The sequence below is a fragment of the Nitratidesulfovibrio sp. 1201_IL3209 genome (assembly GCF_036763125.1).
Taxonomy (GTDB): domain Bacteria; phylum Desulfobacterota; class Desulfovibrionia; order Desulfovibrionales; family Desulfovibrionaceae; genus Cupidesulfovibrio.
Genome location: NZ_JBAIYT010000002.1, coordinates 1 through 25,636 on the forward strand (window position 1 = coordinate 1; position 25,636 = coordinate 25,636).

The 25,636-nt window shown below is 70.0% G+C and carries 23 protein-coding genes and 1 tRNA gene; 6 read left to right on the forward strand and 18 right to left on the reverse strand.

The window, feature by feature from the left end; all coding sequences use genetic code 11:
* The 3 genes from V6B97_RS01565 to cobU all read right to left on the reverse strand — a co-directional run.
* A partial coding sequence (locus V6B97_RS01565) for a transposase family protein (RefSeq protein ID WP_333504739.1) occupies positions 1 to 317 on the reverse strand: 317 nt, incomplete at its 3' end.
* Positions 318 to 370: 53 nt separating this feature from the next.
* A complete protein-coding gene (locus V6B97_RS01570) occupies positions 371 to 766 on the reverse strand; it encodes a hypothetical protein (RefSeq protein ID WP_333504740.1) in 396 nt (131 codons plus the stop codon).
* A gap of 151 nt (positions 767 to 917) precedes the next feature.
* Positions 918 to 1,535 (reverse strand): bifunctional adenosylcobinamide kinase/adenosylcobinamide-phosphate guanylyltransferase, encoded by a 618-nt coding sequence (gene cobU / locus V6B97_RS01575; RefSeq protein WP_333504741.1) that lies wholly within the window; start codon positions 1,533 to 1,535, stop codon positions 918 to 920.
* 293 nt (positions 1,536 to 1,828) lie between these two features.
* Between cobU and V6B97_RS01580 the strand changes: the two genes are divergently transcribed.
* On the forward strand, positions 1,829 to 2,278 hold the full coding sequence (locus V6B97_RS01580) for a metal-dependent hydrolase (RefSeq protein ID WP_333504742.1): 450 nt from the start codon (positions 1,829 to 1,831) through the stop codon (positions 2,276 to 2,278).
* Between the two features lie 161 nt (positions 2,279 to 2,439).
* Here V6B97_RS01580 and V6B97_RS01585 read toward each other — a convergent pair whose 3' ends face one another.
* Positions 2,440 to 3,684: a hypothetical protein gene (locus V6B97_RS01585; RefSeq protein WP_333504744.1), complete on the reverse strand. Its 1,245-nt coding sequence runs from the start codon at positions 3,682 to 3,684 to the stop codon at positions 2,440 to 2,442.
* 347 nt (positions 3,685 to 4,031) lie between these two features.
* Between V6B97_RS01585 and V6B97_RS01590 the strand changes: the two genes are divergently transcribed.
* On the forward strand, positions 4,032 to 5,024 hold the full coding sequence (locus tag V6B97_RS01590) for a DMT family transporter (protein ID WP_333504745.1): 993 nt from the start codon (positions 4,032 to 4,034) through the stop codon (positions 5,022 to 5,024).
* Between the two features lie 71 nt (positions 5,025 to 5,095).
* Here V6B97_RS01590 and V6B97_RS01595 read toward each other — a convergent pair whose 3' ends face one another.
* The 3 genes from V6B97_RS01595 to V6B97_RS01605 form a co-directional block, all read right to left on the reverse strand.
* A complete protein-coding gene (locus V6B97_RS01595; protein ID WP_333504746.1) occupies positions 5,096 to 6,019 on the reverse strand; it encodes a J domain-containing protein in 924 nt (307 codons plus the stop codon).
* A gap of 89 nt (positions 6,020 to 6,108) precedes the next feature.
* Positions 6,109 to 6,543 (reverse strand): YkgJ family cysteine cluster protein, encoded by a 435-nt coding sequence (locus V6B97_RS01600; RefSeq protein WP_333504959.1) that lies wholly within the window; start codon positions 6,541 to 6,543, stop codon positions 6,109 to 6,111.
* 98 nt (positions 6,544 to 6,641) lie between these two features.
* The gene (locus V6B97_RS01605) at positions 6,642 to 7,064 is read right to left on the reverse strand and encodes a CoA-binding protein (RefSeq protein ID WP_333504747.1); all 423 of its coding nucleotides are present in this window, start codon (positions 7,062 to 7,064) and stop codon (positions 6,642 to 6,644) included.
* Positions 7,065 to 7,394: 330 nt separating this feature from the next.
* Between V6B97_RS01605 and V6B97_RS01610 the strand changes: the two genes are divergently transcribed.
* Complete coding sequence (locus V6B97_RS01610) at positions 7,395 to 8,657, forward strand: M24 family metallopeptidase (RefSeq protein WP_333504748.1); 1,263 nt, start codon at positions 7,395 to 7,397, stop codon at positions 8,655 to 8,657.
* 49 nt (positions 8,658 to 8,706) lie between these two features.
* Here the strand turns inward: V6B97_RS01610 and V6B97_RS01615 are convergent, their stop codons facing one another.
* Positions 8,707 to 10,857, reverse strand: a complete 2,151-nt coding sequence (locus V6B97_RS01615) for a protein-disulfide reductase DsbD family protein (protein ID WP_333504749.1) — start codon at positions 10,855 to 10,857, stop codon at positions 8,707 to 8,709.
* 113 nt (positions 10,858 to 10,970) lie between these two features.
* Between V6B97_RS01615 and V6B97_RS01620 the strand changes: the two genes are divergently transcribed.
* Positions 10,971 to 11,046 (forward strand) — tRNA-Lys (locus tag V6B97_RS01620).
* A gap of 400 nt (positions 11,047 to 11,446) precedes the next feature.
* Here V6B97_RS01620 and V6B97_RS01625 read toward each other — a convergent pair.
* Both V6B97_RS01625 and metF read right to left on the reverse strand, forming a co-directional pair.
* Entirely contained in the window at positions 11,447 to 12,487 is a 1,041-nt protein-coding gene (locus V6B97_RS01625; RefSeq protein ID WP_333504960.1) for a glycosyltransferase family 9 protein, read from the reverse strand.
* Positions 12,488 to 13,034: 547 nt separating this feature from the next.
* The gene (gene metF, locus V6B97_RS01630) at positions 13,035 to 13,910 is read right to left on the reverse strand and encodes a methylenetetrahydrofolate reductase [NAD(P)H] (protein ID WP_333504750.1); all 876 of its coding nucleotides are present in this window, start codon (positions 13,908 to 13,910) and stop codon (positions 13,035 to 13,037) included.
* A gap of 576 nt (positions 13,911 to 14,486) precedes the next feature.
* Between metF and V6B97_RS01635 the strand changes: the two genes are divergently transcribed.
* Entirely contained in the window at positions 14,487 to 15,431 is a 945-nt protein-coding gene (locus V6B97_RS01635) for a phosphodiester glycosidase family protein (protein WP_333504751.1), read from the forward strand.
* A 61-nt stretch (positions 15,432 to 15,492) separates the two neighbouring features.
* Here the strand turns inward: V6B97_RS01635 and V6B97_RS01640 are convergent, their stop codons facing one another.
* The gene (locus tag V6B97_RS01640) at positions 15,493 to 16,365 is read right to left on the reverse strand and encodes a dienelactone hydrolase family protein (protein WP_333504752.1); all 873 of its coding nucleotides are present in this window, start codon (positions 16,363 to 16,365) and stop codon (positions 15,493 to 15,495) included.
* 288 nt (positions 16,366 to 16,653) lie between these two features.
* Complete coding sequence (locus V6B97_RS01645) at positions 16,654 to 17,241, reverse strand: DJ-1/PfpI family protein (protein WP_333504753.1); 588 nt, start codon at positions 17,239 to 17,241, stop codon at positions 16,654 to 16,656.
* Positions 17,242 to 17,570: 329 nt separating this feature from the next.
* Between V6B97_RS01645 and V6B97_RS01650 the strand changes: the two genes are divergently transcribed.
* Positions 17,571 to 17,891, forward strand: a complete 321-nt coding sequence (locus V6B97_RS01650) for a zinc ribbon domain-containing protein (RefSeq protein WP_333504754.1) — start codon at positions 17,571 to 17,573, stop codon at positions 17,889 to 17,891.
* 97 nt (positions 17,892 to 17,988) lie between these two features.
* On the opposite strand, the gene V6B97_RS01655 is transcribed toward V6B97_RS01650, so the two are convergent.
* The 6 genes from V6B97_RS01655 to V6B97_RS01680 all read right to left on the reverse strand — a co-directional run bounded on the left by V6B97_RS01655 (position 17,989) and on the right by V6B97_RS01680 (position 25,628).
* Positions 17,989 to 19,575: an ABC transporter ATP-binding protein gene (locus V6B97_RS01655; RefSeq protein ID WP_333504755.1), complete on the reverse strand. Its 1,587-nt coding sequence runs from the start codon at positions 19,573 to 19,575 to the stop codon at positions 17,989 to 17,991.
* Positions 19,576 to 19,579: 4 nt separating this feature from the next.
* Positions 19,580 to 20,500 (reverse strand): ABC transporter permease, encoded by a 921-nt coding sequence (locus tag V6B97_RS01660; protein WP_333504961.1) that lies wholly within the window; start codon positions 20,498 to 20,500, stop codon positions 19,580 to 19,582.
* Between the two features lie 7 nt (positions 20,501 to 20,507).
* Positions 20,508 to 21,581, reverse strand: a complete 1,074-nt coding sequence (locus V6B97_RS01665; protein WP_333504756.1) for an ABC transporter permease — start codon at positions 21,579 to 21,581, stop codon at positions 20,508 to 20,510.
* Positions 21,582 to 21,610: 29 nt separating this feature from the next.
* A complete protein-coding gene (locus V6B97_RS01670; protein ID WP_333504757.1) occupies positions 21,611 to 22,750 on the reverse strand; it encodes a BMP family ABC transporter substrate-binding protein in 1,140 nt (379 codons plus the stop codon).
* A 191-nt stretch (positions 22,751 to 22,941) separates the two neighbouring features.
* Positions 22,942 to 23,433 carry a xanthine phosphoribosyltransferase gene (gene gpt, locus V6B97_RS01675; protein ID WP_333504758.1) on the reverse strand — a complete coding sequence of 164 codons (492 nt, stop codon included), beginning with the start codon at positions 23,431 to 23,433 and terminating at the stop codon, positions 22,942 to 22,944.
* A gap of 305 nt (positions 23,434 to 23,738) precedes the next feature.
* A complete protein-coding gene (locus tag V6B97_RS01680) occupies positions 23,739 to 25,628 on the reverse strand; it encodes a peptidylprolyl isomerase (RefSeq protein WP_333504759.1) in 1,890 nt (629 codons plus the stop codon).
* Positions 25,629 to 25,636: the final 8 nt, after the last annotated feature.

The window sequence follows — 25,636 nt, forward strand, 5'->3', positions numbered from 1 at the left end:
AGGGTGAACCCGCTGCCAGGCCGTGCCCATGGGACATTGACGCGCTTGAGGCCATGTTCCGGGCATCTCACTCGGGGGACACGGGCCTTGATCAGGCAGTGATGCTGGAAGAAGTTGAGATGCCGCCAGCTGAACTCAGCGAAATCATGGGCCTTACACAACGCACCGCACGCCGGGCAAGGGTAGCGCTCACCTCTCGCGGCCTCGACCTCAAGGCGAAGTTCGCTTGGCTGCTTTGAAAGGTCCAGAGACTGGTCCACGACTCGCCAGGGAGCTGTGAGGCCAAGGCCCAACGTCAGTAAATCGTTAGCTTCCACGGCTCCTTCCCTCCTGGGCAAAGGGAAAGGCTACGATGCGTCAGGAAGGAGAGTCAAGAAAGCTGATTTCCACGTCTCGCGTCGAGGAACCAAAAGTTTCCGGAGGCCACGCCCCACACCACGAACTTGCGGGTTTCCTCGGCCACCAGCATCTTCACGGTCTGGGCGGTCTGCGACTGCGCGCCGGACTGCACCGCGCTGGACAGCATGGCCAACAGGGGCAGGGTTTCGCCGCCGCCGGAAACGGCCTTGGGGGGACGCGCCACCAGGTCGGACATGAAGGCATCCACCCCGCGCTGGGCGATGCGGCCCACATCCACGTACTTTTCCAGCAGGGCGGCGTTGTTGGTGTCGATGGCGGTCTGCACCTGGCGCAGGGCGGCTTCCGGGGTTTCCTCGGCGACGGCTGGGCGGGGGGCGGCCAACAGCAGGATTGCGGCCAGAATCAAGCCGAATGGAATCAGGCGAGGCGGATTCAAACGGAGCGAAATCAGACGGCGAAAATATCCGGGCATGTGAGGCTTCCTGTTCAGGGTTTGGGGCCGCACGGGCGGCTCATGCGGCTTCTACTCCAGCGGCGGGCCGGGGTCCAGTGCCGCCCTACCCCATGCAGGCTGCGGGCACCCCGCCCTTGACGGCCAGGGGCAATCCGCTGACGGCCAGGACCACGCCGGTACAGGCTGAAGCCAGCAACTGGTTGGCCTCGCCGGACAGGTCGCGGAAGCGGCGGCCCAGCGGGGTTTCCGGCACCACGCCCCAGCCCACCTCGTTGGTCACCACGGCCACGGGCACGGTGGACGCGCGCAGCAGCGCCGCCAGATCCTTCACCCCGCGCAGGATGGCCGCGTCGTCGTGATCGGCCAGCATGCGGTTGGTCAGCCACAGGGTGACGCAGTCCAGCAGCACCCCGTTAGGGCGGGCCGTGACGGACTGGCCCGCACCCTGCCCCATGCAGCCGCGCAGGGCGGCGCACACGTCCAGCGGTTCTTCCACCGTGCGCCATCCCGCGCCCCGCGCGGCCTGGTGGCGGCGCACCCGCTCGGCCATTTCCGCGTCGCGGGCGGCCCCGGTGGCGATGTACACCCGCGACGGCCCCAGCGATTCCACCCAGCGCTGGGCCAGCCCGCTCTTACCGCTGCGGCACCCGCCGGTGAACAGGATGGTGCCGACGGGGGCGGAACAGGTGTCGGCGGGTGACGGTCGGGACATATGGGACATGGCGGGTTCCACGGTTGGGGTGACGGGGCCGATGCGGCGCGGCGGAACAAACGGATGACGGCACGGCGGCGCAGTCAGGCGGGACGGGTTGTGCCCGCCGCCGGGCATCCCCTGCCGCCCGCGCCTGCTGTAGCACGGTGCGGGCCGGACTAGCCAGCGCGCCCCGCTTGCCCGCCGGGCGGGGGTGTCCTATGGTCGCCCCGGCGCGGCACCCGTCCCGTGGCATTCCGCCCTGCGCCGCACGCCCTGACCCACGTCACGCACCCCAACCCGCACCCCAATCCACATCACCGATGCCCGGATACCGCACCCACCTCGTCGGCGGCGCCGTGCTGGCCGCCGGAGCCCTGTTCGTGGCGCAGACCCTGCGCATTCACGCTCCCGGCCTGCCCACCCAGGCCGCCCTTCTGGCCGTGTCCACCGCCTTTGCCCTGGCCCCGGACGTAGATACCCACTCGCGCGGGCGGACGTGGTTCTACGGACTGCTGGCCGTGGCCGACGTGGCGCTCATCGCCACCCGGCGCTACCAGTGGGCCGCCCTGCTGGGGCTGCTGGCCATGCTGCCCGCCATCGACGGCCACCGGGGGTGGACCCACACCTGGTGGGCCATGCTGCTGGTGCCCCTGCCCCTGCTGCTGGCCCCGGTGCTGCTGTACGGCTGGGCGTGGCAGACCGCCGCGCCTTGGTACGCGGCTGCCGTGCTGGGGTATTTCTCGCACCTGTTGCTGGACAGGCAGTTCTGACGGCCGAAGGAAGGCAAAAGGCAACGGTCGCACCGGGTCATGCCGTGCGCACCGGTCCGCTCCTCCCCCGATTCCGTCTTTTCCCCACACATTCCCACGCAAAAACGCCGCGAAGGGTTGCCCCCTCGCGGCGTCGTCGTTTCCGTATCGCCTTTCCGCACCTACTGCCGCGCGGCCTGCGCCGCCTTGTCGAAGCGGGCGGCCGTGTCGGCCAGCACCGTGGCCGCCATGCGCACGGCGTCCATCTTTTCCGGCTTGCCGTTGGCCCGGCGGTACACCCACCCCGCCGTGTAGACCAGGGTGTCGTCGTCCAGCCTGCGGGCGTCGGGGTTGCGGCGGATGGCCTCGGCCAGGGTTTCGCGGGCGCGTTCGCGGGCCATGATGGCCTGCTGGTACGCCTTGCCGGAAAGCTCCATGATGCGCCGGGCCTGCTCGGCCATGTGCGCGGAATTGCCCTCGCGCGCGGTGTCGTAGCCGAACACGGCGTCCTGGTACTTGGCGTTGGCCTCCAGCGCGGTCTGCTGCGCGGTGAGCCAGGCGTTCACCCGCACCACCGCGTCGGGCATGCCCGCAATCTCGCGCAGGGCGCCGGACAGGCCGCGCAGGCGCGTGGCGTACAGGCCGTACATTTCCGCAATCTCGGCGGGGGCCAGCGGCCGCTCCCTGCCCTTGTCCGTGACCTTGGCGGCCGACGCCGCGGCGGCCATGGCCTCCATGAACCGGTCGGCGTACAGGCGTTGCAGGGCTTCGAGCATGGCCGGGGTGAAGGCGTAGTCCAGCACGCCGGCGCGCCCGGCGGAAATATCGTCGCCGGACCACGACAGCCCGGTCATGTTTACGCCGTAGCGCATGTTGGCCGACTTCAGGCTGGGGGCCACCCAGCCGGAGGTGCGCGCCTCCATGTGCGTGCCCTTGGGGTAGTAGCTTTCCACCAGCCAGTTGGCCACATCCTCCACGAAGGCGAAGCGCACCACCGCGTCGTCCTGGGCAAAGGCCCCGTCCGGGCTGGTGGCGTTGACGCCGGGCGCCGCAGCCGTGGCGTTGGCCTGGGCATCGGCGGCCGCGTCGCCGCCCATCGGCACCATGGAGGGCAGCGTGCCGTTGGTGGCGTTGGGCCCCAGGATGGCGGCGTCCGTGCCGGTCATGTTGGCCTGCCGCTCGGGCACGGCATCGCGCAGGACCAGGTCGCGCAGTTCCCACAGGGCCACGCCAGCCACGGCCAGGGCCAGCAGGAACACCCAGACCAGCTTGCTGCGCGTGCGCCTGGGGGGCCTGGGCATGTCGAGCAGGCTGCCGTCCTGCCGGGTGGGGCCGGAGGCGGAACGGGCGGGGTCGCGGCCGGGAGTCGTAGTGGAGGTCTGGTCGGGCTTCTGGTCTGGAGTCTGATCGGGCGTTTCGGGGGCCATCCGTGGCATCCTCCTGCGGGCGCGGGCCGTGCGGCGCGGGCCCATTGGTCGGGCGTGTCGGGTGAGCGTGCCTGGTGCGTCGAGTCTGGTCCGGCATGATCCGGCGACATGGGCTGGCGGCACGGTCTGGCGGGACAGTCTGTGCCGTACCGTCCGGCCGCGCCTGCACCGTCCGTCTCCGGCGGGCATGTCTGGGCGGTATGTACCATCCCGCAGGGCCACTGTGAAGCCGCCGCCGGGTTACGGAAGCATCACGCGGCCATGCGTCCGTTTTTCCGGGCGTTCCGGGCTTGCCTTCCCCACCGCCATCGTTCACAACACCGGTACGACAACAACGGGAGGATGCCATGCCGCTGGCCGGATACGGCTTCGTGCTGCTTGCCGCCGGGTTGTGGGCGCTCATCGGCCCCCTGGCCCGCTACTGCCTTGCCGAAGGGGTGACCCCGCTGGAAATCGCCTTCTGGCGCGCCACGTTCGGCGCGCTGTTCTTCGGCCTGCACGCGGCCCGGCACGGGCTGTGGCGCGCCCCGGCGCGCGACGCGGCCGCCTTCGCCGTGTTCGGGCTGGTGGGGGTGGCGTTGTTCTTCGGCTCGTACCAGTTGGCCGTGCGCGAAGGCGGCGCGGCGCTGGCCTCCATCCTGCTGTACACCGCCCCGGCGTGGGTAGCGCTGCTTTCGCGGCTGTGCTTCGCGGAACCCTTGACCCGTGCCAAGCTGGCCGCCCTGGGCTTGGCCATGGCCGGGGCCTTCCTGATCTGCCGGTCCGGCGGAGGATTGCAGGGCGGCACCAGCGCGGCGGGCATCGGCTTCGGCCTGCTGGCGGGCTTCACCTATTCGCTGCACTACGTGTTCAGCCGCCACTTCCTGCACCGCCATTCGCCGGTGACCCTGTACCTGTTCTGCCTGCCCGTGGGGGCGCTGGCCCTGCTGCCCTTCGTGGACTTCGCCCCCAAGGGGCCGCTGGCGTGGGCGTTGCTGGTGCTGGGCATGGGGCTGGTGACCACCTACGGCGCGTACATGGCCTACTGCGAGGGCATGCGCCGCCTCTCGCCCACCCGCGTGGCCGTGGTGGCCAACTTCGAGCCGGTGCTGGCGGCCCTGCTGGCCTACTGGCTGTGGGACGAACTGTTCCCGCCCTCGGGCTGGCTGGGTGCGGGGCTGGTCATCGCGGCGGTGTTCTGCGTGGTGCTGGACGGCGCGCGGGGCCGCGACAGGCATGACGGGGGCGTATCCCGCGCCGTCGGCGCGGCATGCGCACGGGACGCGGCGCAAACGGAAACGGCCACGGAAACGGCCGATGACGACACCGGCCTGACGCGCGGGCACATGCCCGTGGAATGAGCGGAAGCGGGAAGGCCCCGGAATCGCCGGGCGGCCATGTCCTTAACGAACGGCCACGTCCTCACCAACGGCTACGCCTTGGCGAGAATGCGCAGGTACAGGTCGCCCTGCCACGGCCCGATGCGCTTGCCCAGCCCCTTGAGCCGGATGGGCCGCCCCACCACGTAGTCCTGCGGCAGGGTCACCTCCACGGTGCGCACCTCTCCGGACAGGCCCTGGGTGACCTGCAAGCGCAGCCGCGCCCCCGGCACGATGCTGAGGGCGGGCAGGTACACCGTCTGCTCGTCGTCGATCTGGCGACGCAGCCAGCCCTTCACCGCACCGCCGATGCCGTGGGTGAAGTCCAGCGTCAGGGCCTTGCCGCCCCATTCCAGGCTGAGCTTGCGCTTCTTGGGCGGGCGCGCGGCCAGCCCGCCGCTGTCGCGGCGGATCTGGCTGTAGATGTCCTCGAACACGCGCCGGGCGAACGGGTCGCGCAGGATGTCCTGCAACACCTCGTCCTGACTGGCCTGGTAAGTGGCCTCCGCCTTGCGGCGGCTGCGGTCGGCCCCGCCGGTACCGCGCGCGGTGGACGCGCCGCCCGTGAACGTGTTCCCGGCAGAGGCCCCGGCCGATGCGGACGAGGCCGAAGATCCGGGTCCGCCCCCGGCTCCCCCCGCTCCACCAGCTCCCCCTGCTCCCCCGGCTCCCATGTCACCGAAGCGCTGGCGGGCCTGCTCGTAGGCGCGGGCGGCCTCGCGCTCGGCCGATGCACGGTCGGCGGCGCCGGCGGTACCCGTCCCGTTCCCGTTGCCGCCGGGTGCGGCCGCGTCCAGGGTACGCGAAAGCTGCACGTACGCCTCGTTCAGGCGCTGGAACCGGCGGGCCGCGTCGGACCGGCCGGGGTTCAGGTCCGGATGCAGTTCGAAGGCCAGCTTGCGGTACGCCTTCTTGACCTCGTCAAGCGACGCGCCGTTGCCCACTTGCAGTATCCGGTAGCAATCCCTCAGCGTCACGCGACCTCCACGCCCCCGCTTGCCTCGCCTCCAGCCTTTCGGCCGTTTCGGCGAAAAACCTTACCGCGGACCCGCGCCCTTTCCGTCGGCTATTTCGCGCCGTCTTCGTCCCGTTCAAGCACTAGCGCGTTGGCCTCGCACGTACAGTCCGAGGCCAGCAGCCCCCGCGCGGCCAGATAGGCCCGCCCGGCGGCCGCGAAGTCCGCGTGGCGCACCCCGGGCCGGATGCCGGGACAGTATTCCTTGGCCATGGCCAGGCTGCCCGCATCCACCAGGTTGCCGCGAAAGAACGGCCAGGCGCGGCAGATGTCCGGCTTGCCCTCGTGCACGGTGCAGCCGCGCCCGGCGGCAAAGAACACGCAGTTGCCGTCCGGCCCGGTGCGCACCTTCAGCTTGCCGTTGCTCCGCTCGCAGTAGGCGACCTCGAAGGCTTGCGGCGTCATGCCCAGAAAGGCGCAGATGCGCGAAAGATCGGCGGGGCTGACCACGATGCCGCCCTCGCCCTGGCAACACTGGCCGCACATGCGGCAGTCGAAGGCGTCGTCCCAGGGTTCCGGGGTGGCGGACGCCGAAGAGGCCGGGGAGGATGCCGGTGGAGAGAACGCCGGTGTCGTGGGGGCGCTCACAGCAGCCCCCCGGTCATCAGCCGACGGTGCTCCACCATCAGGCACAGGTCTTCCACCACGGCCACGCCCCGCTCGAAGAGCATCCGCCCGGCCTCCGGGCTCGATATGCCCGACTGCATCCAGAACAGGCGCGGCAGGCGCGGCAGGGCCAGCACCTCCACGGCGTGGGCCGGGCAGTGTTCCGGCGCGCGGAACACGTTGACGATGTCCACGTCCACCGGCACGTCGGCGATGGTCGGACAGGCCGGGATGCCCCACACGGCGCGGCGCACCGGATGCACCGGGCGCACGTCGTATCCGGCCTCGATGAGGTAGCGGCCCACCATGTCCACGGGCTGGCCGGGCTTGTCCTTGGCGCCGATGACGGCGATGGTGCGCGATTCGCGCAGTATGGTGCGAAGCGTGGCGTCGAGCAGCATCCTGTACCCCTGAAACCATATGTACGGCCGAAGCCGAAGCCGCGCGCCCCGGCTGACCGGCGCGGCCCTTGCCTCTTCTGCGGTCGCGCCGCCGTTGCCGGCCGCGAGCAACAATCCGGAAACATCCTCTCTACCCGGCCTTGCCGCCAAGCGCAATCGCCGCGCCTGGCGCCGCCATCGCGTGGGGGACGGTGCGGGGTCGCCCGCCGGGACCGCCCCCCTCCTCTGTCGCGGCAGGTCGCGCCCGCCCCCCCACCGGTTGCGCCCGGCCGCCCCTTGGCCTACCCTGAGCCCATCGCCGGAACCCGGTCACCAAGGAGCCCCGCAGCCATGTCCCACGCCCGCATTCCGCACGCCCCCGCCGCCCCCCGCCCGTTCACCGCCGCCGAGCGCATGCCCGCCGAAGAGGCCCGGCTGCGCCAGTCCCGCTCGCTCGACATCCTTGCCGCGCTGGCCCCGGACGCCGGGGGGCTGATGGCCTTCTCGCGCGTGGCCATCTATTATCTTGCCGGCACGGCGGGCAACGGCGTGCTGTGGCTGCCGCGCGAGGGCGAACCGGTGCTGCTGGTGCGCAAGGGCGAGGAACGCGCCCGGCTGGAAAGCCCCCTGGACAACATCGTGTCCTTCCGCTCCTACGGCGACCTGCCCGGCCTGTGCGCCGACGCGGGCAGTCCGCTGGCCCCGGTGGCGGCGGCGGAAATGTCCGGTCTGCCATGGTCGCTGGCCGCCATGATGCAGCAGCGGCTGGCGGACGTCGCCTTCGTGCCGGGGGACGCGGCGCTCACCCGCGCCCGGGCCCGCAAGACCGGATGGGAACTGGTCAAACTGCGCCTGGCCGGGGCTCGCCACCACGAATGCCTGCACGACGTGCTGCCCGGCCTGATGCGCCCCGGCATGACCGAGCGCGAGATTTCGCACCTGGCGTGGCAGGTGTTCTTCAGCCGGGGGCACGGCGGCCTGATGCGCATGGGCGCGCCGGGCGAGGAGTGCTTTCTCGGGCACATCGCCGCCGGGGATAACGGCAACTACCCCAGCCACTTCAACGGGCCGCTGGGCCTCAAGGGAGAGCATCCGGCCATCCCGTTCATGGGCTACGCGGGCTCGGTGTGGCGGCACGGAACCCCGCTGGCCCTGGATATCGGCTTCTGCCTCGAAGGCTACCACACCGACAAGACCCAGCTGTACTGGGCGGGCAACGCCGCCTCCATCCCCGACGCGGTGCGCCGCGCCCACGACCTGTGCATCGAGGTGCAGGCCCGCGCGGCGGAACGGCTGCGCCCCGGCGAAATCCCCTCGGACATCTGGCGCTCCACCCTGGAACTGGTGGAACGCGCGGGCCTGTCCGAAGGCTTCATGGGGCTGGGGTCCAACAAGGTGCACTTCCTGGGGCACGGCATCGGCCTGACCATCGACGAATATCCGGTCATCGCCCACCGCTTCGACGAGCCGCTGGAGGAAGGCATGACCATCGCCCTGGAGCCCAAGATGGGCATCCCCGGCGTGGGCATGGTGGGGGTGGAGAACACCTTCGAGGTCACCGAACAGGGCGGCCGCGCCCTGACCGGCACGGCCTACGACATGGTCTGCGTGTAGCGGAAGAGGGCTGCGACGGGCCACGATTCCCTGCGTCCGCAGGGCGGGCTCAGTCCTTCCACTCCGGCTTCGGCTTGCCAAACGCCTCCAGCAGGGCCTGCTCCATCTGGCCCGTGGTGAACAGGTCGCGCAGCACCACCGGCGAGGCGGACAACAGCCCCTTGGGGAACAGCGCCACCACGGGAATGCTGCTGCTGCCCAGGGCGCGCAGCAGGGCCTGGGCCTCGGGCGATTCCTCGGTCAGGTCCACCCGCACCAGCCGCGCGCCATGGCGTCGCGCCCATTCGGACACCGCGCCGCCGGACAGGGTGGTCTGCTCCAGCAGCTTGCAGTTGGGGCACCAGTCGGCGGTAAAGTCCACGATGAGCGGCTCGCGCCCCAGCATGGCCCGGAAGGTGGCGGGCTCGAAGGGTTCCCAGTTCGCGGGCGGCGCCGAAGGGGCAAAGGACAGCCACACCGCCACGGCCACCAGCGCCGGAGCCGCCAGGCGCACCACCGACCGGCGGCGCGGCGGGGCGTCCAGGCCGCCCCAGCGCCCCCAGACCCACGCGGCAAAGGCCACGGCCAGCAGCGACGCCAGCGCGGGCATCAGCCAGGCGGCGGGCAGGATGGTCAGCAGGTACACCGAGGTGCCCATCAGGAAGAAGCCCACCAGCTGTTCCAGCGTGCCGGTCCACGCCCCCGGCCGGGGGAAGTGGCGCACCAGCCCCGGCCGGGCCGCCAGCACCAGGTACGGCAGGGCCATGCCCATGCCCACCGAGGTGAACACGAAGGCCATGATTTCCGGCGGCTGCTGGAAGGCCCAGCCCAGCACCCCGCCCAGCAGCGGCCCGCTGCACGGGGTGGCCAGCAGCGTGGCCACCAGCCCGGTGAAAAAGGGCTGCGCACGCCCGGCGCCGCCCGCGCCCACGGCCTTCAGGTCCAGCACGGGCAGGGTGAACACCCCGAACATGCTCAGCCCCAGGCCGAACACCAGCATCAGCAGCCCCAACACCACGCCGGGCCGCTGGAACAGCTGCCCCCAGGCCAGGCCCGCGCCGCCCAGGATGAAGGCCAGCAGCAGGAACCAGGCCATGATCCCCGCCGCGAACAGCAGGTTGTGCTCGCGGAAGTGCGCCCGGCGCACCTCGTCGCCGCCAAGGGCCGCCACGGCCACGAAGCCGCTCAGCTTCAGGCTGATCACCGGCAGCACGCAGGGCATCAGGTTCAGCAGAAGACCGGCCAGCAGGCCCAGCAGCAGCGCCTTGCCGAGGCCGGACACCTCCAGTTCCGGCACCTGGTAGCGCGGCGCGAAGTTCCAGTGGGTGACGCCCGGCAGACTGCCGGACACGGCGCCGTCCGTGCCATTGGCCCCATTGGCGGCACTGGCCGCCGCCTGCGTGTCGGGCATGCCTGGCAGCGGCACGGAACGCCCACCCTTGCCGAAGGGAATGGTCACCCGGTCGCCCTGCTCCGGCGCGTCATGCCCGGTTTGCGCCGGAGACGCGGCGACGGACGGAGCGGAGGCCGGGGCCGCGTCCCCTCCGGACCGGGCGGAAGCAGGCAGCACGGCCGGACGCGCCGCGCGCAGCTGTTCCGCCCAGGGCTGCTCGTCGGCGCGGGGCAGTTCGCCCAGCATGGCGCCGTCCACGCGGAATTCCACGACGCCGCGATAGGGCAGGCAGTTGCGGTCGGAACACAGCAGCAGGGAGACCGAAGCCAGCAGGTCGCGGTCCAGATGATCCTGCGGCAGCCGCACGAACACCGGCGCACGCCCCTCGTAGACCCGCACCCGCTGGCCGGGCGACAGGGGGTCCATGATCTCGCGGCCCGGCGGGTACAGCACCCCGGCCGCGCTGGCCGGGGCCGGAACCTGCGGCGAGGCCCCGCGCACGGTGACCACCGTGGGCAGGCCCACGCCGCCGCCCCCGCTCCCCCCGCTCCCCCCGCTCCCCCCGCTCCCCCGGACGCCGCTGCCGTCCACGTCGTTGGCATAGGCATGGTATCCGGCGGGCATTTCCAGCCAGACCACCAGCAGCGCGCCGTCCTCGCCCGCACGCACTTCGCGGAAGACCTCGGCGGTCACGTCGGGGCGGGGCCCGAAACCGGCCGGACCGCCGCCGGAAGCGGCAACATCGGCCGCGCGCAGGGGGATTGCGGCGCAGAACAGCCAGACAAGCAGCGCCGTCAGCGTTCCCGCTCCGAAAATTGTACGCTTCAATATGATGATATAACTTTCTTTTTTCATAATTTCAGAAAATTTTAAAAGCCCCGGAAAAATCCGCTTGACTTCGGAGCGGGTTCTCTTTAGTTTGCCCTTCGCGTTGAGGCGCTGGGCCATTAGCTCAATTGGTAGAGCAGCTGACTCTTAATCAGTTGGTTCGGGGTTCGAGTCCCTGATGGCCCACCAGAGCAAACGAAACCCCGCAGTGGAAACCCGCTGCGGGGTTTTTGCGTTGCATGGCGGCAAAAGCGACAGTTGCGCGACATGAATTCTCCGCATGTTTCCGTGCATGGCGGCCAGCGGTGCATGGCACGGCAGGCGCACGACCCGGCACCGCGATGCGGAACCATCACACGCCACGGCAGTTGCATTGGCGCATGCCGTCCCGCCTCCTCCCTCTCCGTACTGCACGTGTGGACATGCCCGGCATGACTGACAGTACGGGCAGTACCGGCAGTACCGGACCGGAGGGAACTCCGGCACCTTAGCCGTTTTCCCCGCGCCGCGAAAGCCCGAACACGCCGCTCACCTTATAATGTCGGATCTGCCTGCGCCAACCGGCGCTCCCGTCCCCGGTGCTGCCCCGTCAATGCGACACGGCAGCCAGCGACACAGCGGCCAGGTGGTCCAGCATGGCCTGGCACACGGCTTCGGGCGTCAGGCGCACAAGGCAGGCCAACTGGTCGGGGTTGGCGCATTCGTTGCGGTTGCAGGGCTGGCAGTCCAGTCCGAGGGCCATGTGGAAATGTTCCGGGGCGGGGAAGGACCAGGCCCTGCTGGTGGCCCCGCGCACCACGAAGGTGGGCGTGCCCACGGCCACGGCGATGTGACACGGCGCGGAACAGTTGCCCACGTGCAACGCCGCCTGCTCGATGCAGGCGGCCATTTCACGCAGCGACAGTATCCGGCCGGGCATCAGCACCTTGTCCGGGCAATCGCAGGCGGCCACCACGGCGCGCACGTCGTCCTCCTCTCCGGGGCCGGACAGGGGCATGAAGCGCAGCGAAGGGTCGCGCGCGGCGGCCAGCGAAAGCAGCCTGCCGTAATGGGCGGCGGGCCAGCGCCGGGTGACGCGGCGGTGCGTGGGGTCCACGGTGACCAGCCGCTGCCCCGGGGCAAACCCCAGCGAAGCCAGCAGATCGCGCGCGGCGGCGCGCTCCGCGTCGCTCAGGTACAGGCGGGGGCGCTCGCCGTTCCAGCGTACGCCCAGCGGTTCCAGCACGCTGGCCTTGGCCATGGCGGCATAGCCGTCGCGCGGGCGCACCCAGTGGGTGAACAGCCAGCGGTTGTACCACGCGGGCGTGTAGGACAACCGCACCCGCGCGCGCGACATGGCCACCACCCACCGGCAGCGCGGCAACTGCTGGAAATCCACCACCACGTCGAAGCCGGTGCGCGCCACCCGCCAGTAGAAGGCCACCTCCCGGACAAGGGAGCCCAGTTCCTTCTTGTCGATGGCCCACACGGTGTGCACGGCGGGGTTGCCCTGCAGCATGGGCGTGCACTTGCGCTCGGTGAGCACGTGCAGTTCCGCGTGGGGAAACCGGCGATGCAGCAGTTCCAGCGAGGGGGTGGCCAGCAGCACGTCGCCGATCTGCCGCAACTGGCAGACCAGGATGCGCCGCACGCTGGCGGGGTCGATGATCGGGGGGACGGGGGGGACGGAATACCCGGCGGCGGGGGCCACGCGGGCTTCGGAAGAACGGGAAGGGGGGGTGCTGTTCACGGGTGCTCCGGTCTGGAATGGTGCCGTGCTACCGTCTTGCGCACGGTGCGTCAACCGGATGGGGGCAGATAGGGGCGGATGGGGGCAGAGGGGGGGCGGGCCGGTGCATGCCGACACTCCCCGCCGCACACGGAAAAAGCCCCCGGAGACCTGGCGGCTCCGGGGGCCTTGAACCGCCGGCGGCGGCGCGCCGCGCCGGACGGGAACTGGCAAGCCCTCTTGCGCAGCCGGTACCATGACCGAATGTCCCCGACCCTGCGCGGCCGGTGCGGGTGCCATCCGCGCCGTGCCTCGCCTGAAAGTGCGGTGAGGTCCGCCGCGCCGTTTCGTGCCCTGCGGCGCGAGCGAACTGATTAATCAATCAGCAATTCCCATATTGCCGAAGCCGCGTGGAAAGTCAAGCCGCCCGCGCGGTCCGGCCGGAATTGCAGGCCGGGGCGCATGCCGGTTACGCCGCGCCCACGGCCTCGGCAATACGCAGACAGGTATCGGCGCGGTTCAGCGTGTACAGGTGGATGCCCGGCGCCCCGCCGTCCAGCAGCGCGCGGATCTGCCGCTGGGCGAAGGCGATGCCCGCTTCCTTCACGGCCTCGGCGCCGCCCTTCCCGTTGGCGGCCTCCAGTTCCAGGTACAGATTGCCGGGAATGTTGGCCCCGCACAGCGAAAGGATGCGCCGCACCGACTCCAGGCTCTGGATGGGCAGGATGCCCGGCAGCACCGGCTTGTCCACGCCCATGGCGCGCAGCCGTTCCACGAAGTCGAAATATTCGCGCACGTCGAAGAACAACTGGGTGACGATGAAGTCCGCCCCGGCGTTGACCTTGTCCGCCGTGTGGCGCAGGTCGCTGGCGAAGCTGGGCGATTCGGGATGCGCCGCCGGGTACCCGGCCACGCCCACGCCCATGTCCGGCTGCTCGCTGCGGGTGAACCGCACCAGGTCCGCCGCGTAGCGGAATTCCGCCGTATCCCAGTCGATGGCCTGCCCCTTGGGGGCGTCGCCGCGCAGGGCCAGCACGTTGTCCACGTTCACCTCGCGCAGGCGGCGCAGGTAGTCGGCGATGCGTTCGCGCGTGGCGCCCACGCAGGTCAGGTGGGCCATGGGCTCAAGCCCCATGACGTTCTTGAGGTGCGAGGTGATTTCCAGCGTGTTGTCCTGGGTGGAGCCGCCCGCCCCGTAGGTGACCGAGGCGAACAGCGGGTTCAGGGCCTTCAGCCGTTCCACGGTGGCGAAGAAGCCGGGCCAGTTCTCCCGTTCCTTGGGGGGAAAGAATTCCAGCGAATAGAAGGGACGGGTGCTGGCGGCGATGCTGTCTCTGATCTTCACGGCGTGTCCTTTGCGGCCAGGGTCTGGCGTCTGCGTGTGCTGTCGGGTGGACCGGGGTAGCGCGTTGCGGCCGGTGCGGGGCCGGATGTCCTTGCCGATACGGGACCGGAGTCCGTCCGGGGGTCTTCCGGAGCCGGTGCGGGGCCGGGGGGACCGTCCGGGGTGCGCCCCTCGCTTCCACATTGTGGAGTTGTTCTATATCAAGCTATCTTGATATGTCAATATTGAAATGTTCATCAAAATATTCCGCCGTCCGTCCGGCTCGCCCAGTCCGCCCGGCCCGACCTGTCCAACCGGGCCAGCGCCGACCGTTGCGCCACGCAGGGGTTTCCCCTACACTGCCTCCCTGCGCCGGGGGTCACCCCCGGCCCGCGCCCCGGCTCGCGCCCAGGCCCGCGCCCCGGCTCACGCATGCCCCGTCCCATCGCCATCCGGGCGCACGGCACAACGCCTGCCGCCTGCCCCGGCCACCCACCGCATAGCCACATCCGCCATACCGCCATGATCGTCACCGCCCGTTCCGCCGCAGCGCCCGCGCGCCCCGCCCCCTCCGGCACCTGTCGGCCTGGGGCCCGCATGCGCGCCCCGCGCCGGGCAGCGGCCATGCTGGCGGTGCTGGGCATGCTGCTGGCGGCGGCACTGGCGCATGCGGACGAGGCGCTCCCGGACGGAATCCGCACGGACGATACACCCGGCTGGACCGAACTGGACACCGGGCTGCAACTGGGGGTCTTTCCCGCGCCCGACGCGCCCGACGGCCCCGAACGCATCGTGGCCGTGCGCATCGACCCCGCCTACTACGAATTCAGCCTGCACACCACGTCGGAAGAGGGCGAACCCGCCCTGTCACTGACGGACTGGGCCCGGCGCCACGACCTGAACGCGGTGATCAACGCCAGCATGTACCTGCCCGACGCGCGCACCAGCACCGGCTACCTGCGCAACGGCGCGCACCTGAACAACCCGCGCATCGGGGGCAACCTGGGGGCGTTCTTCGTGTTCGGGCCGTTGTCGTCCGACCCGCCCCAGGCCGACCTGCCCCAGGCCGACCTGCCCCAAGCCGATCTGTTGGACCGCACCGCAGACCCGTGGGAAACGCTGCTGCCGCAGTACCGTTCGGTGGTGCAGAACTACCGGCTCATCGGGGCCAACCGGCGCATCCTGTGGCCGCAGGGCGGGCCGTTGTACTCGGTGGCCGCCGTGGGCCAGGACGGGAGCGGGGCCATCCTGTTCCTGCACTGCCGCGAGCCGCTCACGGCATGGCGCTTCGCCACCATCCTGCTGGCGCTGCCCATCGACATCCGCGACGTGATGTACGTGGAAGGCGGCCCGCAGGCCGGGCTGTACCTGCGCACCCCCGTGCGCACCGACATCTGGATGGGCCGCCACCCGGCCGACTTCTGGAGCGGCGGCAACGCGGCCGCCCCCCTGCCCAACGTGCTGGGCGCGCGGCGCAAGGCCACGCCCCCGCAGCCCGGCCTGTTTCCCGACAGCCGGGAACGGGCCACGCCGCAGTTCTAGGACGCGCGCGGCATCCCGGCTGCCCGGAGTCCGGGCCTACGGCCACGGGAAACCTGCGCCGTCACCCTGCCCGCAGACATTCCTCGAAAAAGCGCAGCACGTCGTCCCAGGCCCTGGCTTCGGTGCGCGGGCAATGCCACGACGCCGCCGCATCGAACTCCGTTCCGTACGCCGCGTTGCAGAAGCCGTGGCCCGCGCCCGCGTGCAGCACCATCCGGCAGTCCACGTTGGCGTCGGCCATCTCGCGCACGAAAGGCTCCACGTCGCGCAAGGGGACGACGTGATCGCGCCCGGCCAGATGCACCAGCACCGGGCAATGCGCCACGCCGGGCGTTACCTGTTGTGACGTGGAAAGATAGCCGTACATGCTGGCCGCACCGCGCAGGGGCGCGCCGGAGCGGACCAGTTCCAGCGTGGCCCCGCCGCCCAGCGAAAAGCCCATGGCCAGCAGGCGTCCGGCATCCACGCCGCGCACTCCGGCCAACGCGTCCAGCCCGGCCCGCGCGCGCAATTGCAGCAGCGCCCTGTCGTCGCGCAGCGGGCGCAGGCAGGCGCTGGCCTGCTCGCGGTCGGCCGGGCGCAGCGCCTTGCCGTACAGGTCGGCGCACAGCACGGCGTACCCGGCCTGCACCAGCCGTGCGGCGCTGCGGAACAGGTAACTGCCGAGGCCGGTGTATTCGTGCAGCAAGAGCACGCCGGGCACGCCGCCGGAGCGCCCTCCTCCGCTGGCCGCGTCGAAGTCGTCCGCCTCGAACCGGTTCGGCAGGAACAGCCGCCCTTCGCAGTCCACGGTGCCTCCGTCCGGCTCCCCGGTTCCCGCAGGCGCGGCGTATGCCACCGCCCGGCCCGCCCGCGCCAGATCGTCCACCAGTGCATCGTCGGCGAACAGGCCCACCTTGCCGCTCCATGCGCCCATCCCGGAATCCTTGCCCATCATGCCTCCCCCAATGGCTGGTCCCCGCCATATGCAGCGACGTCCGGCGGGTTCGCCGGACGTCGCGTTTCGATCTTAAACGAGGGCGGTATCCAGGGCGTGTTTGCAAACCAGTTTTTTGTTCGCTGGCGAGGAAAACGAGCCTGCCATGAAGGAATATACTCTTTGGTATTTGACTGAGCCTTAGCCGTTAGGTGAGCTTGCGAACCTTACGGATAAGGACAGCAGCGCAATGGCAGGCGAAGTTTGACGAAGCCAGCGGGCAAAAGGACTGTTTGCACACACGCCCTAAGGTTCGATGCGCGAACCCAGCACCACCAGGAACTTGCGCATCCACTCGGGGTGCGCGGGCCACGCGGGCGCGGTGACCACATTGCCGTCCACGCAGGCGTTGGTGAAGGTGTCGTTCACCTCGCACCACGTGCCGCCCGCGCCTTCGATGTCCGGCTTCACGGCGGGGTACGCGGTGCAGGTCAGCCCCTTGACCACGCCCGCCGTCACCAGCAGCTGCTGGCCGTGGCACACCGAGGCGATGGGCTTTTTGGCCGCCGCCATCTCGCGCACGATCTCCACCACGCGCGGGTTCAGGCGGATGTACTCGGGGGCGCGGCCGCCGGGAATCACCAGCGCGTCGTAGTCGGCCGTGTTCACCGCGTCGAAGTCGGCGTTCAGGGTGAAGTTGTGGCCCGGCTTTTCGGAGTAGGTCTGGTCGCCCTCGAAGTCGTGCACCGCCGTGCGCACCTGCTGGCCCGCCTTCTTGCCGGGGCACACCGCGTGCACGTCGTGCCCCACCATCAGCAGCATCTGGAACGGTACCATGACTTCGTAATCTTCCACGAAATCGCCCACCAGGAACAGAATCTTCTTCACTGCCATGTCCGTGCTCCTTTGCGCCGGCGCACCCGGTGGCGGACGTGGCCGCCGCCCGGCGTGCCGGTCGGGGGTTGGGGGAAGGGGATGCGCGCGCCGGTGCCGCGCAACGCTTGCGTCCCGGTGCGAAATGGTTATTGAAGTGCGGACGCCCAAGGGACGTCAAGGGGGACGCCACAGGGCCGATGCCCCCGCCGGAGCGGCCCGCCGGAAAGGACGCGGCCCCGCGCGAGGGTGTTTGCGCATTCTATCAATAGCGCGTTCGGCGACTGCTTACAACCGGAACCACACATCGGAACCGGCCGGAACCCGGCCGACACGCAAAGGTCACACCCATGCCCATGTACGAATTCTCCTGCCAGGGATGCGGCGCCGTGTTCGAGGAACTGTGCGCCCGAGACGCCGAAACCTGCGCCTGCCCCGCCTGCGGCGGCCAGGGCAACCGGCTGATGTCCGCCGCCACCCCCAAGCTGCGCGCGGGCAGCCCGTTCACCAGCACCCCGCGCAACGCCGGGGCCGGGGCCGCCACCGGCTGCGCCTGCGCGAACGGTCCCGCCACCCCCGCGTCCGGCTGCGCCTGCGCCACCGGGTCCGCCCCCAGGCCGGGCGGTTGCGGCGGTGGCGGCAATGGAGGAGGGTGCGGCTGCGCCAACTAGGCGCCCCGCTCCCCCATCCCGTCTTTCCCATGACCAAACGGCGGGCCATCCCATGGGATGGCCCGCCGTTTCATTGGCAATATCCGTACGCGCGGCCCTACTCCGGCGTATCCGCCTCGTCCGCCTGATCTGGGCGCACCCCGGCCATCATCAGGCCGATGGCCTCCACCTTGGCGGTGTCGTCCCTGTCGAACACGTCGATGAACCGGCCCCGGTACATCACCGCGATGCGGTCGGCCAGTTCCAGCGCCTCGTTCAGGTCGCCGGTGACCAGCAGCACCCCGGCGGTGGAGCGCGCCTCCAGCAGCCTGCCCCACACTTCCTCGGTGGCGGAGATATCCAGCCCCTGGGTGGGGTTTTCGGCCACGATCACCTCCGGCTTGCGGAAGAACTCGCGCCCGATGACCAGCTTTTGCAGGTTGCCGCCCGAAAGCGCCCGCGCGGGCACGGTGATGTCGCCCGGCTGCACGTTATACTCCCACACCACCCGCTTCACGGCGTTGATGGCCTCGGTGCGGTCCAGGAACACGCCCCTGGCAAAGATGTTGCGGGTGGTCAGCAGGAAGTTGTCCACCAGGTCCAGTTGGCGGCAGGTGGCAAGGCCCTGCCGGTCCTCGGGGATGTAGGCCAGGCCGCGCCTGCCGGGAGGCCCGGCGAAGAATTCGCGCCACGGGCGGCCAAGGATGCGCACCTCGCCCGATTCGGGCCGGGCCAGGCCGCAGATGGCTTCCACCAGTTCCTTCTGCCCGTTGCCCGCCACCCCGGCGATGGCCACGATCTCGCCGCGCCGCACGTCCAGCGACACGTCGGAAAGGCCCGAGCCGGAAAGATGTTCCACGGACAGCACGGTGTCCACCGGGGCCAGCCGCTTGGCGTCCACCTGCAACACCACGTCGCGGCCCACCATGCGGTTGGCCAGCACGGTCTGGTTGGGCACGTCGGCCTCGCTGAACTCGTCCACCACCTCGCCCCGGCGTAGGATGGCGATCTCGTCGGCCACGGTCAGCACTTCCTGCAACTTGTGGCTGATGAACACCAGCGCCTTGCCCTGACCGGCCATGCGCCACATGGCCTCGAACAGCTGGTCGGTCTCGCGCGGGGTGAGCACGGCCGTGGGCTCGTCCAGGATCAGCACGCGGCTGTCGCGGTACAGCAGCTTCAGGATTTCCACCCGCTGCCGCTCGCCCATGGACAGTCCGCCCACGCGGGCCGCCGGGTCCACGGCCAAGCCGTAGCGTTCGGCCAGGGCGGCCACCTCGTCGCGCATGCGCGCGGGGCGCAGCACCATGTGGGGCGACTGGCCCAGCAGCACGTTTTCGGCCACGGTCATGGAATCCACCAGCATGAAGTGCTGGTAGACCATGCCGATGCCCGCGCGCAGGGCGTCGCGCGGCGAGGCGAACACCGTGGGCGCGCCGTCCACGATGATGGCGCCCGCATCCTGGCGCAGCTTGCCCGCCAGGATGGACATGAGCGTGGACTTGCCCGCGCCGTTCTCGCCCAGCAGGGCCTTGATGCAGCCGGGGCGGATGTTCAGCGTGATGTCGTGGTTGGCGCGCACCTTGCCGAACGACTTGCAGATGCCGTCCAGCCGCACCACGGGCGGCAGGTGGGCATGGGCCTCGCGGGCGCGGCGCGGGGTTTCCGGGGCCACGGCGGCGGGGGTATGCGGCGTATCGCTCATGGCATCATTCCTCGGGCTCGATGTTCACGCCCAGCGCGGCGGGCGCGGCACGCCCGCCGCCGCGCGCCGACGAGACCAGCAGCACCAGCACGGTCAGCGCGTAGGGCAGCATGAGCATCAGCGACGAGGGCAGGTTGGCCCCCATGGCCTGCAAGCGCAGTTGCAGGGCCATCACCCCGCCGAACAGATACGCGCCGAACACGGCGCGGCCCGGCCGCCAGAAGGCGAAGATGACCAGCGCCACGGCGATCCAGCCGCGCCCGGAGGTCATGTTGTTGGTCCACAGATGGGTGTAGGCCAGCGAAAGGTAGGCCCCGCCAAGCCCGGCCAGAAAGCCGCCCGTGAAGATGCCGCACCAGCGGATGCGCACCGGCGACAGCCCGGCGGCGGATGCGGCGGCCGGGTGTTCGCCCGCGGCGCGCAGGGCCAGCCCCGGCCGGGTGCGGGCCATGAACAGCCAGAACAGCGGCGGCAGCAGGTACGAAAGGTAGACCAGCGCGTCGTGCCGGAAGAAGACGGGCCCCAGCACGGGGATGTCGGCCAGCACCGGCACGGCGAAGGACTGGAAGCCGGTGGTGGTGATGCCCACGTACGGCGTGCCCAGAAAGTCGGCCAGCCCCAGGCCCAGGATGGTCAGGGCAAGGCCCGACACCACCTGGTTGCCCTGAAAGACCAGACAGACCACCCCGTGCAGCAGGGACAGCCCGCCCCCGCACAGCCCGGCGGCCAGCACCCCGGCCCACGGATTGCCGGTGAGGTGGGTGGCCAGAAAGGCGGTGAACGCGCCCACGATCATCATGCCTTCCACGCCCAGGTTCAGCACGCCGGAGCGTTCGGTGAACATCTCGCCCAGGGTGGCGTACAGGATGGGCGTGCCCGACTGCACCGTGGCGGCCAGGATGGAGAGCAGCAGCGCGGTATCCATGTCCATGCTAGCTCCTCCCGTGCAGCGTGAAGCGGTAACGGTCGAAGAACTGCCCGGCCAGCACCGAGAGCAGGATCATGCCTTCAAGGATGCCCCCGAAGGCGGCGGGCACCTGCAAATCCAGTTGCAGGTGTTCGACGCCCACACGCAAGCCCGCCAGCAAAAAGGCGAAACAGGCGATGGAACCGATGCGCAGGCGCGACAGCCAGGCCACCACGATGGCGGTGTAGCCGTAGCCCACCATGATGCTGGGTTGCAGGCGGTTGACCGTGGCCGATGTCTCGATGCATCCGGCAAAGCCCGCCAGCGCGCCGCACAGCGACATGACCAGCAGCACCAGCAGGTTGTAGGGCATGCGGGCGTAGCGGGCGGCGCGGGGGTTTTCGCCCCCGGCCAGCAATTCGAAGCCGAGGCGGGTGCGCTTCAGGAACACGGCCAGCAGCACGGCCACGCCCGCGCACACCGCAAGGCCCCAGTGCACCCGGCCCAGGGTGGCCGGGGATATTGGGCCGATGATGGCGGCCTCGGGAAAGATGGGGGTCATGGGAAAGCCGAAGCTGGTCGGGTCCTTCCACGCGCCGTAGACCAGGAATTGCAGGAACAGGATGCCGATGTAGTTGAACATCAGCGTGGAGATGATCTCGTTCATGCCGAAACGCAGGCGCAGCACGGCGGGCACCGCCGCCCACAACCCGCCCGCCGCGGCGGCGCACAGGAACATCACCGGCATCATGGCCCACACGGGCAGGCCCGGAAAGGCCAGCACGGCCCATGTGGCCCCCACCGCGCCCAGGGCGAACTGCCCCTCGGCGCCGATGTTCCACACCTGCATGCGGAACGATACGGCCACCCCCAGCGAACACAGGAAGATGGGGATGGATTTCAGCAGCGTGTCTTCCAGCGCGAAGGGACCGCCGAAGCCGCCCGACCACAGGACCGCCAGCGCCTTCAACGGCGGCTTGCCGTGCACGGCGAGCAACGCGCAGCTGACCCCCAGCGAAACGACGAGGGCCGCCGCGAAAATGAAAAAGGAGCCCCACTGAAGGGGCTCCTGCCGTTTCACGACTCTGGGGAGGAACATGGACAGGGGGCTCCGGTTCTTGGCCGCGGCTACTGGGTGGAACCGACCACGCCTTCCACGAACCAGGTCATGCCCAGCATGTCCTGGTCGGAAAGCACCTGGCCCTCGGCCACGCGCACGGCGCCGCTCTGGTCCTTCACCGGGCCGGAGAACACCTTGTAGGCGCCGGACACGATCTCGGCCTTGCGTGCGTCCACCTTGGCGCGCACGTCCTGCGGCACCATGTCGCCGTAGGGGGCGATGCCCACGATGCCGGTATCGATGCCGGGCCAGAACGCGCCGGACTTCCATTCACCCTTGCGGACCTTTTCCACCACATCCTTGTAGAACGGGGTCCAGTTCCACATGGCGGAGGTGAGGTGCGACTTGGGGGCGAACTGGCTCATGTCCGAGTTGTAGCCCACGGAGTACACGCCGCGTTCCTGGGCGGCCTCCTGCGGGCCGGGGGAATCCTGGTGCTGGGCGATGACGTCGGCGCCCACGTCCAGCAGGCTCTTGGCTGCTTCCTTTTCGGTGGCCGGGTCGTACCAGGTCTTGGTCCACACCACGCGCACCTCGGCCTTGGGGTTCACGGCGCGCACGCCCAGGGTGTAGGCGTTGATGCCGCGAATCACCTCGGGGATGGGGAAGGCCGCCACGTAGCCGAGGATGTTCGACTTGGTCATGGCGCCGGCCACCATGCCGGTCAGGTAGCGGGCCTGGTACATGCGCCCGAAGTAGTTGCTCATGTTGGGCGCGGTCTTGTAGCCCGAGCAGTGCATGAAGGTGATGTTGGGGAACTGTTCCGCCACCTTCAGCGTGGGGTCCATGTACCCGAAGCTGGTGGTGAAGATGATGTCGAAGCCCTTGCGCGCCATGTTCTGGATGACGCGTTCGGCGTCGGCCCCTTCGGGCACCGATTCCACGAACGAGGTGGTCACGCCGGGCATTTCCGCGATGGCCTTGCGGGCCTGGTCGTGCGCCCAGGACCAGCCCACGTCGCCCACGGGCGAAACGTAGACAAAGCCGACCTGCATGTCCTTCACAGGAGCGGGTGCGGGCGCGGCGGCCGCCGGCTTCTGTTCGGCCTTGGGGGCCTCGGCGGGCTTCTTGTCTTCGCCGCAGCCGGTCAGGGCGGCCATGAGCAGCATGGCGGCAACCAGCAACATCGCGGATACGGATTTGCGCATCGGGAGCCTCCTCGGGGGCTGGGTGAATGGAACGGTATACGGCCACGGACGGCGGTTGCCCGTCCGCTGATGTACCAGAGGCAATGCATCAGGGCTCGCGGCCGGGAACGTTCCGGGCGGCGAGGCCGACAGGATCGCCGGCGGCGAGGCCGCTTGGCGCGGCGCCGACACTGATGCGGAAAAAGAGATTTCTAGCCCGCTTCCCGCTGGTTGACAAGGGGCTGCACGTACTGCACCTCCGAGTCCCACGGGAAGAGAATCCATGTATCCTGGCTGACTTCGGTGATGTAGGTGTCCACCAGGGGGCGTCCTTCGGGCTTGGCGTACACGGTGGCGAAGTGGGCCTTGGGCAGCATTTCGCGCACCGCCTTGGCCGTGCGGCCGGTGTCCACCAGGTCGTCCACCATCAGCCAGCCCTCGCCGTCGCCCTGCATGCCCTTGAGCACTTCCAGGCGGCTGGACTGGTCCTGCCATTTGTAGCTGGTGATGCACACCGTGTCGATGAGGTGCACCCCCAGTTCGCGGGCGATGATGGCGGCGGGCACCAGGCCCCCCCGGGTGATGGCGATGATGCCGGTCCAGGGCCCTTTCTCCAGCAGCCGCCACGACAGCGCCTTGGCGTCGCGGTGAAGCTGTTCCCAGGTGACGGGAAAGACCTTGCGGTAGGAGTCTGCGGTGCGCACGACGGGTTCCTGCGGGTTGCGGAGCCGGGACGGATGCGGCCTGTCTTGCGGCGCATCGCCGGGCTCCCGTTGCGGTGACGCCTCCCTTGCCCTGCCCCGCCCGCGCTGTCAAGCGCTTACCGCCCGGCCGCGCGCGGCCAAGGCCGGAGCCCCGGCGGGGCGTCTGCCTGCCCTGCCCCGCGCAACCTGCGGACGGCATGCCCCCGGCGTGCTCGAAGCCCTGCACATGATGCGGGGCAAAGACGGAAAGGCCGCCCTTCCATGAGGAGGGGCGGCCTTGTGCGGTTTCGGTCGGCGATCGACGGCTAGTCGTCGATGAGCTTGGCGTTGCGCAACTCGATCTTGGCGGCCGAGGACAGTTCGCCCACGAACACCCGGAAGAGTTCCTCGCGCTTGGCGGACAACACGGTGGCGCGCACCGTTTCGGCGGCGGCGGACCATTCGGCGTCGGTGGGATGCTGCACGTCCTTGACCCGGAACAGCACCGCGCCCGCAGAGGTGTCCACCGGGGTGGCCTGCCACGCGCCGGGGGCGGCGGCAAAGGCGGCGTCCACCAGGGCGCGGCTCTGGCCGAAGGGGGCGATGACGCCGTTGCGGCCGAAGGGCTCGGCGGTCTTCACCCTGGCGGCGAGGTCGGAGGGCAGGCCATCGGCCAGCTTGGCCCCGGCTTCCTGCGCGGCCTTGACGGCCAGCTTTGCGCCTTCCACGCGGCGCACCTGGGCGGCCACCTCTTCCTTCACCTTTTCCAGCGGGGTCACGCTTTCCGGCTGCGATTCCAGCACGGCGGCGATCATGTAGCCGCCCTCGATTTCCAGCGGAGTGTCGATGACCGTGCCCGCAGGGGTGGAGAACGCGGCGCCCACGGACTGGCCCTTCAGGCCCACGGCAACGCCCGCGTCGGCGCGGGAGAACAGGCCGGTGGGCTTGTGCTCCAGCTTCAGCGCCTTGGCGATGTCGTCGATGGACTTGCCCGCCCCGGCCATTTCCAGGGCGGTGTCCAGGGCCTCGTGCATCCGTTCCGAAGCCTTTTCCTCGCCCAGGCGCTGGCGGATCTCGCCGCGTACCTCGTCCAGGGTGCGGGTGCGCTGGGCCTCGTGCGCATCCAGCCTGATGACGTGCCAGCCGAAGGCGGTGCGCACGGGGGCGCTGACCTCGCCGGGCTTCAGGGCGAACACGGCCTCCTCGAAGGGGGGCACCATCTGGCCCTTGGTGAACCAGCCAAGGTCGCCACCCTGCGCGCCGCTGCCCTTGTCGTCGGACAGCCTGGCCAGCGCGGCGAAGTCCTTGCCCTTCTTCAACTGGGCGATGACGTCCTCGGCCTTGGCGCGGGCGGCGGCGTCCTCTTCCTGGCTGGCCCCTTCCTGGGCCATGAACAGGATGTGCCGGGCGCGCACGCGCTCGGGCACCACGAAGTAGGTTTCGGCGTTGTCCGCGTAGAAGGCGGCCACGGCCGACTCGGGAATCTCCACGGCGGCGGCCAGGCTGGCCGGGGTCAGGGTGACCGCGTCCAGGCTGATGCGCTGCGGGTTGCGCCAGGCGTCCAGGTTTTCGTTGTAGCGCTCGGCGATCTGCTCGTCGGTGGGGGTCACCTTGAGCACGTAGTCTTCCAGCGGGAACAGCACGTATTCGATGGAGCGGCGCTCGCGGCCGTAGTCGAACAGGGCGCGGGCCTCTTCGTCGGTGACCGAGGCGGGCGAGGTGATCCGGTCGCGCAGCTTCTGCAGCAGCATGTCGCGACGGATGCCGTCCTCGAAGCGGCCGGGCGTGGTCTGCTGGCCCTTGAGCACGGAGCGGTACACGTCGGCGTCGAACCTGCCGTCGCCGTTGCGGAAGGCCACGATGGACTCGATGGAGCGGCGCAGTTCGGCCGGAGCCACCGAAAGCCCGATGCGCGCGGCCTCGTCGGCCAGCAGGCGTTCGGTGATCATGGCCTGCAACACCTGGCGCTTGAGGCCCATCTGCTTCATGTCCTCGGCGCTGATGCCGGGGTAGCGGCCGCGCAACGCCTCCACCTGGCGCTCGTATTCGCGCCCGAATTCCTGCACCGTGATGGGCTTCTTGTTCACCGTGGCCACGGCGCCCGTGGGGCCGTTGCTCATGGAGCCGACGCCCCAGAAGACGAACACGATGATGATGACGCCGAAGGCAATCTTCACGCCCCACGACTGCGCGTGGGCACGGATCAGTTCAAGCATTGAGAGAC

Bases quoted from the DNA above. Each gene is read 5' to 3' on its own strand.
- V6B97_RS01655 (WP_333504755.1), bottom strand. From the start codon at position 19,575: ATGAGCGATACGCCGCATACCCCCGCCGCCGTGGCCCCGGAAACCCCG.
- V6B97_RS01640 (WP_333504752.1), bottom strand. From the start codon at position 16,365: ATGGGCAAGGATTCCGGGATGGGCGCATGGAGCGGCAAGGTGGGCCTG.
- V6B97_RS01635 (WP_333504751.1), top strand. From the start codon at position 14,487: ATGCGCGCCCCGCGCCGGGCAGCGGCCATGCTGGCGGTGCTGGGCATG.
- V6B97_RS01665 (WP_333504756.1), bottom strand. From the start codon at position 21,581: ATGTTCCTCCCCAGAGTCGTGAAACGGCAGGAGCCCCTTCAGTGGGGC.
- V6B97_RS01600 (WP_333504959.1), bottom strand. From the start codon at position 6,543: ATGTGCGGCCAGTGTTGCCAGGGCGAGGGCGGCATCGTGGTCAGCCCC.
- V6B97_RS01580 (WP_333504742.1), top strand. From the start codon at position 1,829: ATGCCCGGATACCGCACCCACCTCGTCGGCGGCGCCGTGCTGGCCGCC.
- cobU (WP_333504741.1), bottom strand. From the start codon at position 1,535: ATGTCCCATATGTCCCGACCGTCACCCGCCGACACCTGTTCCGCCCCC.
- V6B97_RS01605 (WP_333504747.1), bottom strand. From the start codon at position 7,064: ATGCTGCTCGACGCCACGCTTCGCACCATACTGCGCGAATCGCGCACC.
- V6B97_RS01650 (WP_333504754.1), top strand. From the start codon at position 17,571: ATGCCCATGTACGAATTCTCCTGCCAGGGATGCGGCGCCGTGTTCGAG.
- V6B97_RS01610 (WP_333504748.1), top strand. From the start codon at position 7,395: ATGTCCCACGCCCGCATTCCGCACGCCCCCGCCGCCCCCCGCCCGTTC.
- V6B97_RS01590 (WP_333504745.1), top strand. From the start codon at position 4,032: ATGCCGCTGGCCGGATACGGCTTCGTGCTGCTTGCCGCCGGGTTGTGG.
- V6B97_RS01670 (WP_333504757.1), bottom strand. From the start codon at position 22,750: ATGCGCAAATCCGTATCCGCGATGTTGCTGGTTGCCGCCATGCTGCTC.
- V6B97_RS01585 (WP_333504744.1), bottom strand. From the start codon at position 3,684: ATGGCCCCCGAAACGCCCGATCAGACTCCAGACCAGAAGCCCGACCAG.
- V6B97_RS01645 (WP_333504753.1), bottom strand. From the start codon at position 17,241: ATGGCAGTGAAGAAGATTCTGTTCCTGGTGGGCGATTTCGTGGAAGAT.
- V6B97_RS01660 (WP_333504961.1), bottom strand. From the start codon at position 20,500: ATGGATACCGCGCTGCTGCTCTCCATCCTGGCCGCCACGGTGCAGTCG.
- V6B97_RS01680 (WP_333504759.1), bottom strand. From the start codon at position 25,628: ATGCTTGAACTGATCCGTGCCCACGCGCAGTCGTGGGGCGTGAAGATT.